This window comes from Streptomyces sp. ICBB 8177, from assembly GCF_003144095.1.
Lineage (GTDB): Bacteria > Actinomycetota > Actinomycetes > Streptomycetales > Streptomycetaceae > Streptantibioticus_D.
On record NZ_NSKH01000018.1, the window covers coordinates 2,163,132 to 2,179,777 of the forward strand.

Annotated in this window: 18 protein-coding genes; 9 read left to right on the forward strand and 9 right to left on the reverse strand. The window is 73.1% G+C overall.

Going from position 1 to position 16,646, the window contains the following annotated elements:
• Window positions 1–8 precede the first annotated feature (8 nt).
• Entirely contained in the window at window positions 9–893 is an 885-nt protein-coding gene (locus CK485_RS18260) for a DMT family transporter (RefSeq protein WP_275124642.1), read from the forward strand.
• Window positions 894–908: 15 nt separating this feature from the next.
• Here the strand turns inward: CK485_RS18260 and CK485_RS18265 are convergent, their stop codons facing one another.
• Entirely contained in the window at window positions 909–2,012 is a 1,104-nt protein-coding gene (locus CK485_RS18265) for a magnesium and cobalt transport protein CorA (RefSeq protein ID WP_109451875.1), read from the reverse strand.
• Window positions 2,013–2,551: 539 nt separating this feature from the next.
• On the opposite strand from CK485_RS18265, the gene CK485_RS18270 reads away from it, so the two are divergent.
• Window positions 2,552–3,154: a suppressor of fused domain protein gene (locus tag CK485_RS18270; RefSeq protein ID WP_109451877.1), complete on the forward strand. Its 603-nt coding sequence runs from the start codon at window positions 2,552–2,554 to the stop codon at window positions 3,152–3,154.
• A 75-nt stretch (window positions 3,155–3,229) separates the two neighbouring features.
• Here the strand turns inward: CK485_RS18270 and CK485_RS18275 are convergent, their stop codons facing one another.
• A complete protein-coding gene (locus CK485_RS18275) occupies window positions 3,230–4,489 on the reverse strand; it encodes an MFS transporter (protein WP_109451879.1) in 1,260 nt (419 codons plus the stop codon).
• A gap of 213 nt (window positions 4,490–4,702) precedes the next feature.
• Here CK485_RS18275 and CK485_RS18280 point away from each other — a divergent pair, with 213 nt between their 5' ends.
• The 3 genes from CK485_RS18280 to CK485_RS18290 all read left to right on the forward strand — a co-directional run bounded on the left by CK485_RS18280 (window position 4,703) and on the right by CK485_RS18290 (window position 7,112).
• Window positions 4,703–5,377: a DUF6758 family protein gene (locus tag CK485_RS18280; RefSeq protein WP_109451881.1), complete on the forward strand. Its 675-nt coding sequence runs from the start codon at window positions 4,703–4,705 to the stop codon at window positions 5,375–5,377.
• Window positions 5,378–5,494: 117 nt separating this feature from the next.
• Window positions 5,495–6,352 (forward strand): PHP domain-containing protein, encoded by an 858-nt coding sequence (locus CK485_RS18285; protein WP_109451883.1) that lies wholly within the window; start codon window positions 5,495–5,497, stop codon window positions 6,350–6,352.
• Between the two features lie 151 nt (window positions 6,353–6,503).
• A complete protein-coding gene (locus tag CK485_RS18290; protein WP_109451884.1) occupies window positions 6,504–7,112 on the forward strand; it encodes a MarC family protein in 609 nt (202 codons plus the stop codon).
• 96 nt (window positions 7,113–7,208) lie between these two features.
• Here CK485_RS18290 and CK485_RS29095 read toward each other — a convergent pair whose 3' ends face one another.
• The 3 genes from CK485_RS29095 to CK485_RS18300 form a co-directional block, all read right to left on the reverse strand.
• Window positions 7,209–7,352: a hypothetical protein gene (locus CK485_RS29095; protein ID WP_199239383.1), complete on the reverse strand. Its 144-nt coding sequence runs from the start codon at window positions 7,350–7,352 to the stop codon at window positions 7,209–7,211.
• Window positions 7,353–7,592: 240 nt separating this feature from the next.
• Entirely contained in the window at window positions 7,593–8,468 is an 876-nt protein-coding gene (locus CK485_RS18295) for an alpha/beta fold hydrolase (protein ID WP_109451886.1), read from the reverse strand.
• A 92-nt stretch (window positions 8,469–8,560) separates the two neighbouring features.
• Window positions 8,561–10,276, reverse strand: a complete 1,716-nt coding sequence (locus CK485_RS18300; protein WP_109451888.1) for a DEAD/DEAH box helicase — start codon at window positions 10,274–10,276, stop codon at window positions 8,561–8,563.
• Window positions 10,277–10,694: 418 nt separating this feature from the next.
• Here CK485_RS18300 and CK485_RS18305 point away from each other — a divergent pair, with 418 nt between their 5' ends.
• A complete protein-coding gene (locus CK485_RS18305; RefSeq protein WP_109451890.1) occupies window positions 10,695–11,429 on the forward strand; it encodes a ferritin-like fold-containing protein in 735 nt (244 codons plus the stop codon).
• A gap of 56 nt (window positions 11,430–11,485) precedes the next feature.
• On the opposite strand, the gene CK485_RS18310 is transcribed toward CK485_RS18305, so the two are convergent.
• From CK485_RS18310 to CK485_RS29100, 4 genes are all read right to left on the reverse strand, one after another.
• Complete coding sequence (locus CK485_RS18310; RefSeq protein WP_109451892.1) at window positions 11,486–11,755, reverse strand: hypothetical protein; 270 nt, start codon at window positions 11,753–11,755, stop codon at window positions 11,486–11,488.
• Between the two features lie 149 nt (window positions 11,756–11,904).
• Window positions 11,905–12,132, reverse strand: coding sequence for a DUF3107 domain-containing protein (locus tag CK485_RS18315; RefSeq protein ID WP_109451894.1), 228 nt, complete (start codon window positions 12,130–12,132; stop codon window positions 11,905–11,907).
• A gap of 60 nt (window positions 12,133–12,192) precedes the next feature.
• Window positions 12,193–12,843, reverse strand: a complete 651-nt coding sequence (locus CK485_RS18320; protein WP_109451896.1) for a TetR/AcrR family transcriptional regulator — start codon at window positions 12,841–12,843, stop codon at window positions 12,193–12,195.
• A gap of 201 nt (window positions 12,844–13,044) precedes the next feature.
• The gene (locus CK485_RS29100) at window positions 13,045–13,221 is read right to left on the reverse strand and encodes a hypothetical protein (RefSeq protein ID WP_199239384.1); all 177 of its coding nucleotides are present in this window, start codon (window positions 13,219–13,221) and stop codon (window positions 13,045–13,047) included.
• A 235-nt stretch (window positions 13,222–13,456) separates the two neighbouring features.
• On the opposite strand from CK485_RS29100, the gene CK485_RS18325 reads away from it, so the two are divergent.
• The 3 genes from CK485_RS18325 to CK485_RS18330 all read left to right on the forward strand — a co-directional run bounded on the left by CK485_RS18325 (window position 13,457) and on the right by CK485_RS18330 (window position 16,639).
• Window positions 13,457–14,545: an alpha/beta hydrolase gene (locus CK485_RS18325; protein WP_241968397.1), complete on the forward strand. Its 1,089-nt coding sequence runs from the start codon at window positions 13,457–13,459 to the stop codon at window positions 14,543–14,545.
• A 101-nt stretch (window positions 14,546–14,646) separates the two neighbouring features.
• A complete protein-coding gene (locus tag CK485_RS30165) occupies window positions 14,647–14,739 on the forward strand; it encodes an Ms4533A family Cys-rich leader peptide (RefSeq protein ID WP_342673486.1) in 93 nt (30 codons plus the stop codon).
• A 190-nt stretch (window positions 14,740–14,929) separates the two neighbouring features.
• Complete coding sequence (locus tag CK485_RS18330; protein WP_109451898.1) at window positions 14,930–16,639, forward strand: ABC transporter substrate-binding protein; 1,710 nt, start codon at window positions 14,930–14,932, stop codon at window positions 16,637–16,639.
• The last annotated feature ends 7 nt before the right edge of the window (window positions 16,640–16,646 follow it).

Genomic DNA, 16,646 nt, shown 5'->3' on the forward strand with positions numbered 1-16,646 from the left:
GCACCGATCTGGTGCTGCTGGCGGTCGCGGTCGCCGGGATCTCGATGTCGGCGCCGCTGGTGGCCGCCACCGCCGCGCCCGCCCTGGCCATCGCCTTCTGGCGCAACGCCATGGCGGTGGGCGTGCTCAGCCCCTTCGTGCTGCTGCGCTCGCGCGGGGAGTTGCGCCGGATGGGGCGGCGCGCGGTGCTGCTGTCGGTGGCGGCCGGCTGCGTGCTCGCGCTGCACTTCGGGCTGTGGCTGCCCAGCCTGTCGATGACCTCGGTCGCCTCCTCCACCGCGCTGGTGACCACCACGCCGATCTGGACCACGCTGATCCTGCGGCTGCGCGGGCAGCGCAGGCCGGGCCTGGTGTGGGCGGGCAGCGCGCTGGCCATCGTGGGCGTCGTGACCGTCTCCGGGGTCGACTTCTCCACCTCCGCCCGCGCCCTGGGCGGCGACGCGCTGGCGCTGGCCGGGGGCATGGCGGCGGCCGGGTACGTGCTGCTGGGCGCCGAGGTGCGGCGCACCGTCGGCACGGCCGCGTACACCTACGTCTGCTACGGCACCACGGCCGTCGTGCTGCTCGCCGCCTGCCTGCTCTCCGGCGCCTCGGTGGGCTCCGGGTACTCGGCGGACACCTGGGCCAAGCTGGTCGCGCTCACCGTCGCCGCGCAACTGCTGGGGCACTCGCTGATCAACCGGGTGGTGCGCGGCCTCGGCCCGTCCGTCACCTCCACCGCGATCCTGCTGGAGACGCCCGGCGCCGCGCTGATCGCGGCGGTCTGGCTGGGCCAGCGCCCGCCGCTCGCGGTCTACCCGGGCCTGGTGGTGATCCTCGCCGGACTCGCCCTGGTCATCCTCTCCGGCCGCCGCGAGGGCCGCGCCGCGCCGCAGCCCGACAGCGGCGTCTGACCCGGCCCCGCGCCCCTACAGCCAGCCGTTGCGGCGGAAGCCCCGGTGGATCGCCGCGCAGACGACGACCATGGCGACCAGCACCACGTAGTAGCCGTAGCGGGTGTGCAGTTCGGGCATGTGCGTGAAGTTCATCCCGTACACGCCGGTGATCATCGTCGGCACGGCGAGGATCGCCGCCCACGCGGTGATCTTGCGCATGTCCTCGTTCTGCGCGACGGTCGCCTGTGCCAGGTTGGCCTGGAGGATGGAGTTGAGCAGGTCGTCGAAGCCCACGACCTGTTCGTGCACCCGCGCGAGGTGGTCGGCGACGTCCCGGAAGTAGGTGCGCACCTGCGGGTCCACGCTCGGCATCGGGCGCTCGCTCAGCAACTGGGTGGGCCGCAGCAGCGGGCCCACCGCGCGCTTGAACTCCAGCACCTCCCGCTTGAGCTGGTAGATCCGCCCGGCCGTCTCCATCCCGCCGGAGCCGGTGGTCGAGGTGGAGAACACGTCGATCTCCACCTCGTCGATGTCGTTCTGCACGGCGGCGGCGACCGCGAGGTAGTCGTCCACCACGCGGTCGGCGATGGCGTGCAGCACCGCGCTCGGCCCCTTGGCCAACAACGCGGAATCGGACTCCAGGCGGTGCCGCAGCGAGCGCAGCGAGCCGTGGCCGCCGTGCCGCACGGTGACCACGAAGTCGGCGCCGGTGAAGACCATCACCTCACCGGTCTCCACCACCTCGCTGGTGGCGGTCAGTTCGGTGTGCTCGACGTAGCGCACGGTCTTGAAGACGGTGAACAGCGTCTCGTCGTACCGTTCCAGCTTGGGGCGCTGGTGGGCGTGGACGGCGTCCTCGACGGCCAGCGGGTGCAGGCCGAACTCCTTGGCGATACCGGCGAGTTCGGCCTCGCCGGGTTCGTGCAGGCCGATCCACACGAAGCCGTCGCCGGCCTCGCGCACCCGCGCCAGGGCCGCGGCCGGCGTCAACTGGCCCGAGGCGCGCCGCCCTTCGCGGTAGACGGCGCAGTCGACCACGGAGTCGGCCAGCGGCTCGCAGGGCCGGGCGCCACCGGCTCCGTTCGCCTTGCGGAACGCCGGGCGTACGGCCGCGCGCAGATCGCGGATCATCGACATGGGGCAGGCTCCTTCGCGGACCGGCCGCCGGACCGGTGGAAGAGGGGTCCGGGGCGTGACGGTGAGGACGAGGAAGCTCTTCCGGAACGGACCACCCGGTGCGGCGCCCGCACGGGACGCCGCCCACGGCACGAGCCGCCGTACGGGACCGCAGGGGTCCGCGGGGACCGGACGGGAACGCTGCCCCGAGCGGCGGCGGGCGAGGGGTGGGCCGGTGCGCCCGGCGGAGGGCCGGACGGCACGCGATGAGCGGGCGGTACGCGAACGGGCGATCGGCGGGAACGGCGCGTCCCGCCGGCGGGCGGACGCGGCGCGCGCCCCGGGTCGTCAGACGCGGGCGGGCTCAGGACCGGAAGAGCTGCCGGTACTGCACGGTCGACTGGGATCCATCGCAGCCCCACCTCCTCCGGCCGGTCCCCGAGCGGGGATGTCCACGCTGGTGCGGTCCGCCGTGGCGGCGGCCAGCGGTTCACCATACCAAGGCGGCCCGGCACCGGCCGCCCCCGTGGCGTGCCCCTGACGCGCTCTATGCTCCCGCTATGTCTGACGTGGTGGAGTTGGCGGAGGCACGGCTGCGCGCGGCGCTCGGCGAACCGGATGCCCGCGCGGCGGTGACCTTCCTGGGCACCGAGCGCATCGAGGTGCTGCGCTTCACCGGGGGCGGTGCAGGGCCCGACCGCGACGTGGTGCGCTACGCGACGCTCGGGATGTCGCGGGAGCCGATGAGCGATCCCACCTCGCCCACCGCCGACCCGGTGCGCGGGCCGCGTGCCGAGCTGGTGCTGTCGGTGCGCGCCGGCCGTGCCGACACCGACAAGGCGCTGCGCCCGCTGGCCGTGCTCGCCGCGTCGCCGCAGGTCGAGGGCGTGATCGTGGCGCCGGGCGGGTCACTGGACCTGGGGGAGCCGCTGTGGCCCGGGGCGCCGTTCTCCGCGGTGCTGGTGGGCGAGCCGGGCGGGCTGGTCGAGGACCTGGAGCTGGACGAGCCGATGGACCCGGTCCGCTTCTTCCCGCTGCTGCCGATGACGCCCGACGAGGCCGCCTGGAAGCGGGTGCACGGCGCCGCCGCCCTCCAGGAACGCTGGCTGGCGACGGGCACCGATCTGCGCGACCCGCTGCGCGCGGGGGTCGACCTGGGCTGACGGCGGCCGCTCGTCCACCCCGCTTTCCCGCGGGTAGGGGACGCGCGCCCGGCCCGCCCGTGTGGGCGGGTCCGCTCAGTCCGCGAACACCGCCACGCTGTCCTGGGTCGCGTGCACGGGCTCCAACTCCTCGGCCTCCTGCCGCAGTTGGCGCCGCCGCACCACCACGATGCCCGAGCCCACCAGTGCGGCGAGCCCCGCGACCAGGAACGGCACGTGCGGGTTGGTCCAGCCCGCGATCTTCGGCGCGAGGTAGGGCGCTGCGGCCGCCGCGAACCAGCGCACGAAGTTGTAGCCCGCGCTCGCCACCGGTCGCGGCGCGTCCGAGACCCCGAGCGCCAGCTCGGTGAAGACGGTGTTGTTCAGGCCGATGAACGCGCCGGAGGCGATGGTCGCCGCGATCGCGGTGGTGTGGTCGCCGTAGCCGAGCACCACCAGGTCGAGCGCGAGCAGCACCAGCGAGGTGCCCAGCACCTTCAGCGATCCGAAGCGTTCCTGCACGCGCGGCGCGACCAGCACCGAGAAGACCGCCAGCAGCAGCCCCCAGGCGAAGAAGACGCCGCCGGAGCGGTACGGGCTCATGTCGAGCACGAAGGGGGTGAAGGCCAGCACGGTGAAGAACGCGTAGTTGTAGAAGAACGCGCTCGCCGCGGCGGACGCCAGCCCGCCGTGCCCCAGCGCCCGGATCGGGTCGAGCACCGAGGTCTTGCGCGCGGGCTTCGGCTGCTCCTTCAGAAAGCAGGTGATGGCGACGAACCCGATGGCCATCAGGACGGCGGTGCCGAAGAACGGGTAGCGCCACTTGAGGTTGCCCAGGATCGCCCCGACCAGCGGCCCGCAGGCCATGCCGAGGCCCAGTGCCGACTCGTACAGCAGGATCGCCGCGGCGCTGCCTCCGGCCGCGGCGCCGACGATGACGGCGAGCGAGGTGGAGACGAACAGCGCGTTGCCCAGGCCCCACCCGGCGCGGAAGCCGACGAGTTCGCCGACCGAGTGCGAGGTGCCGGCCAGCGCCGCGAAGACCACCACGAGCGCGAGCCCGGCCAGCAGTGTCCTGCGCCCGCCGATCCGGCTGGAGACGAAACCGGTGATCAGCATCGCGAACGCGGTGATCAGGAAGTAGCTGGTGAACAGCAGGGACACCTGGCCGGGGGTGGCGTTCAGTCCCTTGGCGATGGACGGCAGGATCGGGTCGACCAGGCCGATGCCCATGAACGCGACGACGGCCGCGCCCGCGGTCGCCCACACGGCCCTGGGCTGCTTCAGCAGGCTCCGGCCGCCCTCGTCGAACGGGTCCTGCTCCGGGGTCCCCGGACGCGGGTCGGTGCGTGGCACGGTGGCTCCTCACTCCCGGGATCACGACCGGGTTCACGATGCCCTCAGATAGTTGCGCTTTACACATATTACGTCGACAGGTCGATAGATGCAAGATGCAACTACATGGCCGGAGTGCCTCCGGGCGCGCGGCGGCGTCCGTACCCAACGACCCACCGCAGATGGGTGATCGTCCTTGACGACCCCGGGCGCGGGGGAGGACCGTGGGTCGCTATGAGGGGCGAACCCAGTTGCCCGAAGTGCGGTGGCCGGGTCCGGGCGCCCGGCCTCTTCGCCGATTCCTGGCAGTGCGACGACCACGGGACGGTGTATCCGTTGCAGCCCGTGGTGCCGCCGAGCGTGGAAGCGCTCGGCGTCGCCGTGAACCGCTCCCAGGTGCCCGTCTGGATGCCCTGGCCGCTGCCGGTCGGCTGGCTGTTCACCGGGATCGCCGCCGCCGGGGACGACCGCAGCGGTGGGCGCGCGACCGCGGTGGCCTGCTCCGGGCCGGGCCCGCTGGGCGGACCGGGGGAGCTGCTGTTCGTCGCCGAGGAGCTGGGTGTCGGCCTCGGCGCCCGGTACGCGGGCATCCCCGGGCCCGACCCCGGCCCGCGGATGTGCGTGGACCAGCCGCCGCACGCCAAGGTGCTGGCCGCGGGACGCCCCACGCCGCTGTGGCACGTCGCCAACGCGCCCGCCGACCGCGCCGTCTTCGCGGGCGAGGCACGCGGGCTGTGGCTGTGGGCGGTCGCCTGGCCCGAGCAGTCCGGCCTGCTGCTCTACGACGAACTGGTGCTGACCGATCTGCGGGACGCCGGAGCCGAGGTGGACCTGCTGCCCTGCGGGGCGCTGTCGCCCAGGCTGCTCGGCCGCCCCGCGCCGCACGACGACCTCCTCGGCCCGGGGTGACGCATCCGACCCTGTCCTGGGATTTACCGGTAGCGACCGGCAGTTATCCTTGGTTTCGCAAGTGCGCCCCCATGGCGATCGCCGTCACGAATCGAAGGCAGGGAAGGAGTCCGCGTCGTGCGCATCGACCTGCACGCCCACTCCACCGCCTCCGACGGCACGGACACCCCGGCCGAGCTGATGCGAGGCGCCGCCGCCGAGGGCCTCGACGTCGTCGCCCTCACCGACCACGACACCGTCGGCGGGTACGCGGAGGCAAAGGACGCGGTCCGCGCGCTGGACGGCGCGCTCACCCTGGTCACCGGCGCGGAGCTGTCCTGCCGGCTGGGTGGCACCAGCCTGCACATGCTCGCCTACCTCTTCGACCCCGCCGAGCCGGTGCTCGCCGCCGAGCGCGAACTCGTCCGCGACGACCGGGTGCCGCGCGCCCGGGGCATGGTCGCCAAGCTGCGCGACCTCGGCGTGCCGATCACCTGGGAGCAGGTCGCCCGGATCGCCGGGGACGGCAGCGTCGGCCGCCCGCACGTCGCCTCCGCCCTGGTCGAACTCGGCGTCGTGGACACCGTCTCGGACGCCTTCACCCCCGAGTGGCTGGCCGACGGCGGCCGCGCGTACGTGGAGAAGCACGAGCTGGACCCCTTCGACGCCATCCGCCTGGTCAAGGGCGCCGGCGGCGTCACCGTCTTCGCCCACCCGGCCGCCGCCAAACGCGGCCGGACCATCCCGGAGGCCGCGATAGCGGAGATGGCCGCCGCGGGCCTGGACGGCATCGAGGTCGACCACATGGACCACGACGAGCCGACCCGCGCCCGCCTGCGCGCCCTCGCCGCCGAACTGGACCTGCTGACCACCGGTTCCAGCGACTACCACGGCAGCCGCAAGAGCTGTCGGCTCGGGGAGTACACCACCGACCCCGAGGTCTACCGGGAGATCTCCCGTCGGGCCACCGGCGCCGTGCCGATCACCGCCATCTAGCGCGGGACACCGGCTCCGCCCTCCCGGCCCGCCGCCCCGACCGGCGGGACACCCCTGCACGACCGCAAGCCCCCTCCCGTACGCCGGTGCGCCCCGCCGCGCCGCCGTAGCGAACGTCCCCGCACCGCGACCGCGAAAGCTCCCACTGAACATGTTCGACGTCACCCTCTTCGGGTCGGTCTTCGTCACGCTCTTCGTGATCATGGACCCGCCCGGCATCACCCCGATCTTCATCGCGCTCACCGGTGGCCGCGCCGCCAAGGTGCAGCGCCGGATGGCCTGGCAGGCGGTGCTCGTCGCGTTCGGCGTGATCGCCGTCTTCGCCCTGTGCGGCCAGCAGATCCTGGACTACCTGCACGTCTCGGTGCCCGCGCTGCGCATCTCCGGCGGTCTGCTCCTGCTGCTGATCGCGCTGGACCTGCTCACCGGCAAGGCGGACGAGCCGAGCCAGACCAAGGACGTCAACGTGGCCCTGGTCCCGCTGGGCATGCCGCTGCTGGCCGGTCCCGGCGCCATCGTCACCGTGATCCTCGCCGTCCAGCACGCCAGCGGCCCCAGCCAGGAGATCTCGGTGTGGGCGGCGATCGTTGCCATGCACATCGTGCTGTGGCTGACCATGCGCTACTCGCTGGCGATCATCCGGCTGATCAAGGACGGCGGCGTGGTCCTGGTGACCCGGCTGTCGGGCATGCTGCTGTCCGCGATCGCCGTGCAGCAGGTCGCCAACGGCGTCATGGGCTTCGTCCACGGCGGCAGCTGACCCCGCCCCGCCGCGCCGCCGCGCCCGGGCCCGCGTACGCGAAAGCGCCCCGTACCACGATGTACGGGGCGCTCGTTCGGCGTTCTACGCCGTGACCTACTGCTCCGCGGGGCGGATGTAGAGCCGCTGCCCGGTGGCGGCGGCCTGCTGCACGATCGTCTTGACGGAGGCGGCGTCCACGACGGTGCTGTCGACGGCGGTGCCGGTCGCGTCGTCGAGGCGCATGATTTCGAAGCGCACTGGCTTCTCCCTTCGTCCGTCCCGCGTCGGGCGCGGGGGCGAGACCTTCGGACACTCCTCCATTGGAGAGCCGCGCTGCTTCGCGGCGGCTTCGGCCGGATTGCCTGCCCGTTACATCTCGTCTCAACGAACGTAGGTAAGAAAATATTCCGTACGCTAAGGAAAAACTTTCGGCACCTAATTACTGACGGGTAGCTTGCGGGCGGATGTCCGGTGGACGAACCGCTCGCCTGCCGGCCGTCAGCCGGCCACGTCGCCCCAGAACGCGTCCAGCACCGCCGCCGTCGCCTCGGGACGCTCGGCGTTGGGGGAGTGCTCGGCGCCCTCGATCACCTCGCGCCGCGCGCCCAGCCGCTCCGCCATCGCGTCCAGCCACGGCACCGGCCACGCGTAGTCCACCGCGCCGGACACCACCAGCTTGGGCAGCGCCACCCCGGCCAGCTCGGTCACCCGGTCCGGCTCGGCCACCAGCTGGCGGCCGGTCGCGATCAGCTGCTCGGGCACGTTCGCCACCCAGCGCCGGTGCAGGAACGCGTCGAGGCCCTCGGGCATCCCGTCCGGCTGCGCGCCCCCGGCGGCGGCCGTCGGGTCCTCGGCGTCCATCGCCCGCATCGCCCGCCAGACCGTCTCCATGTCCATCGTGGCCAGCGCCTGGAGCAGCATCCCGGTGCGCCGGCGCTGCTCCTCCTCGATCGCGGCGGGACCCGAGCTCATCAGCGTCAGCGACGCCCACGCGCCCGCGTCCGCCAGCACGGCGCCGCGCGCCACCAGCCCGCCGAACGAGTGCCCGAGCAGGTGCACCGGGCCCGCGTCCAGCGCCGCCGCCTGCGCCAGCAGGTCGGCGACCAGCTCCTCGCGGGCGTACGCCGACTCCTCGCGCGGCCCGCCGGACTCGAACTGCCCGCGCCCGTCCACCGCGACGACCCGCCAGCCCGCCCGGGCCAGCGGGTCGAGCAGCGCCACGAAGTCCTCCTTGCTACCGGTGAACCCGGGCACCAGCAGCGCGGTCCCGCGCCGGGCCTCGCCCGCGTCCAGCACGGCGAACTCGCCGCGCACGGTGGGCAGCCGGTACGCCCGCGCGGACTCGGGCACATGGAGGATCGGGGGTCGGCTCATGGGGCCAGGCTAACCGCCCGCGATCAACGCGAAACGGCCCGCACCCCCGACAGGGGTGCGGGCCGACTCGTGGCGCGCGAGGCTCCGCAGGATCAGGCTTCCGTCGTCGGCTCCGCCTTGGCGGTGGCGCGGGTCCTGCGACGACGGCGGGCGGGCTTGGCCTCGCCCTCGGCCGCCTCGTGCGGTGCGGCGGACGCGGCGGGCGCGGCCTCCACGACCGCCGTGGCGGCGCCGCCGGTGCCCGCCTCGCCTGCCGCGGGGGCGCCGGAGCGGGTGCGACGGCGGCGGCGCGGCGCAGGACGGGACGCGGGGGCGTCGCCGTCCCCGGACGCCGCCGACTCCACCGCGGGCTCCGCGGCGGGCGCGGGCACGGTCGCGGCCGACTCGTCCAGCGGGGCACCGCCCCGGGTGCGACGGCGCTGGCGCGGGGCGCGCTCCCGCTTGGGGCGCTCGGCCGGGGCGGTCGCGGCGGGACCCGAGGAGGACTTGCGGCCGCGGCCGCCGGTCTCGCCCAGGTCCTCGATCTCCTCGGCGCCGAGCCCGGCCCGGGTGCGCTCGGCGCGCGGCAGCACGCCCTTGGTGCCCTCCGGGATGCCCAGCAGCTCGTACAGGTGCGGGGAGGTCGAGTAGGTCTCCTCCGGGTCGTTGAACGGCAGGTCCAGCGCCTTGTTGATCAGCTGCCAGCGCGGGATGTCGTCCCAGTCGACCAGGGTGACGGCGATACCGGAGTTGCCCGCCCGGCCGGTGCGGCCGACGCGGTGCAGGTAGGTCTTCTCGTCCTCGGGGGACTGGTAGTTGATGACGTGCGTCACGCCGTCCACGTCGATGCCGCGCGCGGCGACGTCGGTGCAGACCAGGACGTCGACCTTGCCGTTGCGGAACGCGCGCAGCGCCTGCTCGCGGGCGCCCTGGCCGAGGTCGCCGTGGACCGCGCCGGCCGCGAAGCCGCGGCGGGTCAGCTGGTCGGCGATGTCGGCGGCGGTGCGCTTGGTGCGGCAGAAGATCATCGCGAGTCCGCGGCCCTCGGCCTGCAGGACCCGGGAGACCAGCTCCGGCTTGTCCATCGAGTGCGCACGGAAGACGTGCTGCGTGATGTTGGCCACGGTCGCGCCCTCGTCGTCCGGCGCGGTGGCGCGGATGTGGGTGGGCTGCGACATGTAGCGGCGGGCGAGCGAGATGACCTGGCCCGGCATGGTCGCCGAGAAGAGCATGGTCTGCCGCTTCTTCGGCAGCATCTCCATGATCTTCTCGACGTCGGGCAGGAAGCCCAGGTCGAGCATCTCGTCGGCCTCGTCGAGCACGAGCGCGCGCACGGACTTCAGGTCCAGCTTGCGCTGGCCGGCCAGGTCGAGCAGGCGGCCCGGGGTGCCGACGACCACGTCGACGCCCTTCCTGAGCGCCTCGACCTGCGGCTCGTAGGCACGGCCGCCGTAGATGGCCAGGACCCGCACGTTGCGGACCTTGCCCGCGGTCAGCAGGTCGTTGGTGACCTGGGTGCACAGCTCACGGGTGGGCACGACGACCAGGGCCTGCGGCCCGTCGGTCAGCGCCTCGGGGGCCGCGCGACCAGCCTCGACGTCGGCGGGCACGGTGACCCGCTCCAGCAGCGGCAGGCCGAAGCCCAGCGTCTTGCCGGTGCCGGTCTTGGCCTGGCCGATGACGTCGTTGCCCGCGAGAGCGACCGGGAGGGTCATCTCCTGGATGGGGAACGGTGTGGTGATGCCGACGGCCTCCAGGGCCTCGGCGGTCTCGGGGAGGATCCCGAGATCACGGAAAGTCGTGGTGGATAGGATGCTTGCCTCTTCCATCAGCGCGGCGCCGTACGGTGAGGGGGGTCGAGCATCCGGCCGGCGTCATGCTCTGCCGTGCCGGGCGCTGACCGCGCCTTGGGTGTCGTCGTACGGCCGCGAGGGGCCGTACGAGGAGCGCGGGACCGCGGCCCTCACGTGCGCCGCGAGCGGGCCCGCCCACAGGGAGGTGGGAGGGCTGTCGGTTCGGAGCCGATCGGGCCACCGACCGGGCATCCGCATTCGTGGATGAGTCCGCCGACTCACTCGGCGGGCTCTTTTACCACTGTACCCCGGAACCGCCCACGCGTGGCGGATCGATTCTCTCGGGCTGTCGCCGGCGTGCGCCGGCGCACGCGTTCGCGCGGCCCGGCCGGGAAGGCCCCTGCGGCGCCGGTCGGGGGTTCCACGGGGGCGCGGGCGGACTATTGTGCCGAGCATGCAGACGCCTGACGAGACCTCCGAGCAGCCCGAGCCCACCGGGATCGCCGCCCAGGACTGGACGACCGCCGCCGCCGACCCGCAGTACCGGGCCGCCGTCGTCGACCTGCTCGGCGCGCTCGCCTACGGGGAACTGGCCGCGTTCGAACGGCTCGCGGAGGACGCGAAGCTCGCGCCGACGCTGGCGGACAAGGCGGAACTGGCCAAGATGGCGTCGGCGGAGTTCGCCCACTTCGAGCGGCTGCGGGGACGGCTGGCCCAGGTCGGCGAGGAGCCGACCGCCGCCATGGAGCCGTTCGCCGCGGCGCTGGACGGCTTCCACAAGCAGACCGCGCCGTCCGACTGGCTGGAAGGCCTGGTCAAGGCGTACGTGGGCGACTCGATCGCCAGCGACTTCTACCGCGAGGTCGCCGCGCGGCTGGACTCCGACACGCGGGGGCTGGTGCTGGGAGTCCTCGACGACACCGGGCACGCGAGCTTCGCGGTGGAGAAGGTGCGGGCCGCGATCGAGGCGGAGCCGCGGGTCGGCGGGCGGCTGGCGCTGTGGGCGCGGCGGCTGATGGGCGAGGCGCTGTCGCAGGCGCAGCGGGTCGTCGCCGAGCGCGACGCGCTGTCCACGATGCTGGTCGGGGGCGTGGCGGACGGGTTCGACCTCGCGGAGGTCGGCCGGATGTTCACCCGGATCACCGAGGCGCACACGAAGCGGATGTCGGCGCTCGGACTGGCGTCCTGAGCCGCGCTCGCACGCCCACCCGTCGAGGGCTCAGGGGGCCGCGCCCCCGGGCCCCTTCAGGACCTGCGCGCCTGGCGCAGGGTCAGGTGATGGGGGTTCACCAGCAGTGACAGCAGGGCCGTCGAGACCAGCAGGGCCGCCGCCAAAGGGAACAGCGGCGGCGTCGGTCCGACGATCCAGGACGTCAGGCCGCCGCCGACCAGGGCCGCCGCGGGGCCCGTCGCCAGGGTGAGGCGGTGGTTGCGGAAGCGGTCGGGGAGGCGGTGGACGGCCGTCCAGGCGACCGTCAGCCCGATGAGTGCGCTGACCAGTGACTCCCAGGCCATGGCGTCCCTCCCGCAGCCGGCGCTCACGTCCGGCACACCGTCGTAAATCCAGACGCTTCGGGTCCTACCCCGTGGCCCTGGGTACGCAAACGGCGGCCACCCGGTTCACTCCCGGATGGCCGCCGTCGATCGCCGGTTCGCGGCACGCCCTACAGCGGGCCGAAGCCCACCTTGTGCTTCGTCGGCTCACCGATCTCCACGTAGGCCAGCCGGTCGGCCGGGACCAGGACCTTGCGGCCCCGGTCGTCGGTGAGGGCCAGCAGCTTCTCGGTGCCGGACAGGGCCGCGGCCACGGCCTTCTCGACCTCCTCGGGCGACTGCTCGCTCTCGATGACGATCTCGCGCGGCGCGTACTGCACGCCGATCTTGACCTCCACGGCTCTCTTCCCTCCGATGGTGCGGCGTTGTGCGCCAACAGTAGCGTCTGCGGCGGCTCGTCAGTGCTGCTGACCTGCTGGGTCCGCGCCGTGCAGCGGGAAGCCGGCGATGCCCCGCCAGGCCAGCGAGGTCAGCAGCTGCACCGCCTGGTCGCGCGGGATGGAGCTGCCCGAGGAGAGCCAGTAGCGGGCGACCACCTGCGAGACGCCGCCGAGGCCGACCGCCAGCAGCATCGACTGCTCCCTGGCCAGGCCGGTGTCCTCCGCGATCACCTCGCTGATCGCCTCGGCGCACTGCAACGCCACCTTGTCCACGCGCTCGCGCACGGCCGGCTCGTTGGTCAGGTCGGACTCGAACACCAGCCGGAAGGCGCCGCCCTCGTCCTCGACGTACGCGAAGTAGGCGTGCATCGTCGCCTCGACGCGCTTCTTGTTGTCCGTGGTGGACGCCAGGGCCGTGCGCACCGCCTGCAACAGCGCCTCGCAGTGCTGGTCGAGCAGGGCGAGGTACAGCTCCAGCTTGCCGGGGAAGTGCTGGTAGAGGACGGGCTTGCTGACGCCCGCGCGCTCCGCGATGTCGTCCATCGCCGCCGCGTGGTACCCCTGGGCGACGAAGACCTCCTGGGCCGCGCCCAGCAGCTGGTTGCGTCGGGCGCGGCGCGGCAGACGCGTCCCACGCGGGCGCGTCTGAGTCTGCTCCGTGGCTGTCACGCCGCCTCCCAAAGTGCTTGCTCCCGTGACACCGGACCCGACATCAGGGCGGTGCCGTCGAAATGTGCGGTCTGCCGCGGTGTGCCCGCGCTGCGGACGCCATCGTACGGTTGGGTAACCGACCTGCGCGTGGCCCGGCGGCAGAATCTCATCGAGCGGCCGGTTTCGGCGCTCCACGCCCGCCCGGTTCGTACGGACTTGTCAGCGATAGTCGTCTTCGTCGAGCGGCACGGACTGCTGCTGCTCGGCGGCGTCGGCCGGATCGACGTCGTCGCGCGGGCGGGCCTGGCCCTGCTCGTCGTCCTCCAGGACCCCGGACTGCTGCTCGGCGGCGTCGGCCTCGTTGGCCTCAAGGGTCTCGTTCGGTTCTTCCGACATGGAACCTCCTGTCCCTGCTGGTCCGCGCAGGGCTGGGCCAGGACGGCCCGCCGCGCACCTCGTACTACGAGCGTACGGTCCGCGCACCGGGTCGCACCTTCCCGTGACCGCCGCCCGCCGGACATCCGGCGCGTTCGCGCCGCACGATCCCCGGGTACCCGGGAGGACGCCCACGACGCGCGCGGGGTGGCGGCCCGAGGGTGCCGGTACGTGATCGGCTCGTAATATTGAGCGCATGTCCTCCTCTGAGTCGTACGGGTCACCGGAGTCGTACGGGTCGCGCGAGCCCCGCGGGGCCGCGGGGACCCCGGGGCCGGGTGAGGCGCCCGCCGGCGCCCGGCCCGCCGGGCCGGACACCGCGGTGACCGACGCCTCCGTGGGCCACCCCGCCGCCACCGTGCCCCCCGCGGGCGGGAGCGGGGCGGACGCCGAGCGGGAGACCACCCGCACGGTGCCGGTCCCCGGCGCGACGCTCTTCGTGCGCTCCCGGCCGCCCGCGCCGCTCAACGGGGACCGCCCCGCCCCCGCGCTCTTCCTGCACGGCCTCGGCGGCTCGTCGCAGAACTGGTCGGGGCTGATGGGGCTGCTCGACGACGTACTGGACGGCGAGGCGGTCGACCTGCCCGGCTTCGGCTTCTCCCCGCCGCCGGACGACGGCGACTACTCCATCAGCGCCCACGCCCGCGCGGTCGTACGGCTGCTGGAGGCCGAAGGGCGCGGCCCGGTCCACCTGTTCGGCAACTCGATGGGCGGCGCCGTCGCCACCCGGGTCGCCGCCGCCCGCCCCGAGCTGGTGCGCACCCTGACCCTGATCTCGCCCGCGCTGCCGGAGATCCGCCCGCAGCGCACCGCCTGGCCCACCGCGCTCGCCTCGGTGCCAGGACTGCCCAGGCTCTACATGCGGGCCACCCGCGACTGGTCGGTGGAGCGCCGCACCCACGCGCTGATCTCACTGTGCTACGGCGACCCGGCGGCGTTCGGCGAGGAGGAGATGGCGGAGGCGGTGCGCGAGTACCGGCGGCGGCTGGAGCTGCCGTACTTCTGGGACGCGATGATCCGCTCCACCCGCGGCATCGTGAACGCCTACACCCTGCCCGGGCAGCACTCGCTGTGGCGGCAGGCCGAACGGGTGCTGGCGCCGACCCTGCTGGTGTACGGGGGCCGCGACAAGCTGGTGTCGTTCCGGATGGCGCGGCGCGCGGCGAAGGCGTTCCGTGACGCGCGGCTGCTGGTCATCCCGGACGGCGGTCACGTCGCGATGATGGAGCACCCGCGCTCGGTCGCCCGCAGCTTCCGTGAACTCCTGGCCGAAACCGGCGCCTGACCGAGGGATCGTCCCGTATTCGCCGCTTTTGCCTTGGGATTGTCCGGCGAACCATCAGCCTGGCTTTGACATTGCCAAAGAAATCCTTCAGTGTTGCCGTCATGTCCACGCTTCACACCGCCCCCCCGACCGCCTTCCAACTGGCGCTCATCGGTGTGACCGGACACTGCGTGGCCGACGTCCACTGTCGCTGACCCCGCCCGTCCCGTAGAGCCCCGCCGGGCCGTCCCCCTGGCCCTGGCTCCGGGACGCCCCGCGCTCGGCGTCCGCCCGCGGACAGCGTTGTCATCCGCCACGCCAGGCCCCGCGGGCCGCCGCACGCGCCCCCTCCGCAGTCCCCCCTCGCACCCGTGTGCCTCCGGCAGCAAGAAAGGCCCCTTCCCCATGTCCAGAACACCCCGCATATCCCGCCGCGCCGCCGCGGTGGCCGTCACCGTGGCCCTTGCCGGAGGGGCCGCGGCCTGCGGCCCCACCAGCGGTGACGCGGGCGCCCACGCCACCCCGCACAAGGGCGGCACGCTGACCGTCCTCAACCAGGCGCCGCAGGACAACTTCGACCCGGCCCGCCTGTACACCACCGGCGGCGGAGACATCCCCTCCCTGGTCTTCCGCACCCTCACCACCCGCGAGCGGGCCGACGGCGCCGAGGGCACCAAGGTCGTCCCCGACCTGGCCACCGACACCGGCGAGCCGTCGCAGAACGCCACCGTGTGGACGTACCACCTCAAGAGCGGCCTGAAGTTCCAGGACGGCACCCCGATCACCTCGGCCGACATCAAGTACGGGATCGAGCGGTCCTTCGCCCCCGAACTGTCCGGCGGCCCGCCCTACTTCCGCGACTGGCTGGTCGGCGCCGAGAACTACCAGGGCCCGTACAAGGACAAGCACGGCCTGGACTCCGTCGCCACGCCGAACGCCTCCACCATCGTCTTCCACCTCACCAAGCCCGAGGGCGACTTCCCGTACCTGGCGACGATGACGCAGTTCTCGCCGGTGCCGAAGGCCAAGGACACCGGCGACACGTACTACCAGCACCCGGTCTCCTCCGGCCCGTACGAGGTCACGGAGAACCAGAACAACGGCACCCACCTGGTCTTCAAGCGCAACCCCTACTGGTCGGCCGCCACCGACAGCCAGCGCAAGGCCTACCCGGACGTCATCGACGTGCAGGCCGGCCTGGACCCGGCCGTCATCAACCAGCGCCTGGAGACCAGTTCGGGCCAGGACGCCGACGCCGTCACCACCGACACCAACCTCGGCCCGGCCGAACTCGCCAAGATCAACGGCGACAAGGAGCTGAAGTCCCGTGTCGGCACCGGCCACTTCGGCCAGACGTACTACCTGGCCTTCAACCCCAAGGTGAAGCCGTTCGACAACCTCAAGGTGCGCGAGGCGATCTCCTACGCGATCAACCGCACCTCGGTGGTCAACGCGGCCGGCGGCTCCTCGCTCGCCGAGCCCGCCACCACCTTCCTGCCGAACCAGGCGACCTTCGGCTACACGCCCTACGACTGGTTCCCGGCCGGCGCCACCGGCAACCCGGCCAAGGCCAGGCAGCTGCTGAAGGAGGCCGGTTACCCCCACGGGCTCACCATCACCCTGGCCTCCTCCACCTCAGACGCCTCCTACCAGGGCCCGGCCATCGCCACCGCCGTCCAGGACGGCCTGAAGGCCGCGGGCATCACCGTCAGGATCAACCAGATCCAGGACGACAGCTACTCCTCCACCGTCGACTCGGTGAAGACCGAGCCCGGCGTCTACCTCGGCGGCTGGGGTGCCGACTGGCCGTCCGGCGGCCCGTTCCTGGCCCCGATCTTCGACGGCCGGCAGATCGTCACCGACGGCTCCAACTTCAACAACGCCCAGCTGAACGACGCCCAGGTGAACGCCACGATCGACAGGATCAACGCCATCACCGACCACGCCCGGGCGGCGAAGGAGTGGGGCGCGCTGGACGAGCAGCTCGGCCGGCAGGCCCTCACCGTGCCGCTGTTCCACCCGGTCTACGAGCGGCTGTACGGCAAGAACATCCGCAACGTCGTCATCAGCGACTGGGACGGCCGCGTGGACGTGGCCGACGTCGCGGTCAAGTAGGCGCAGA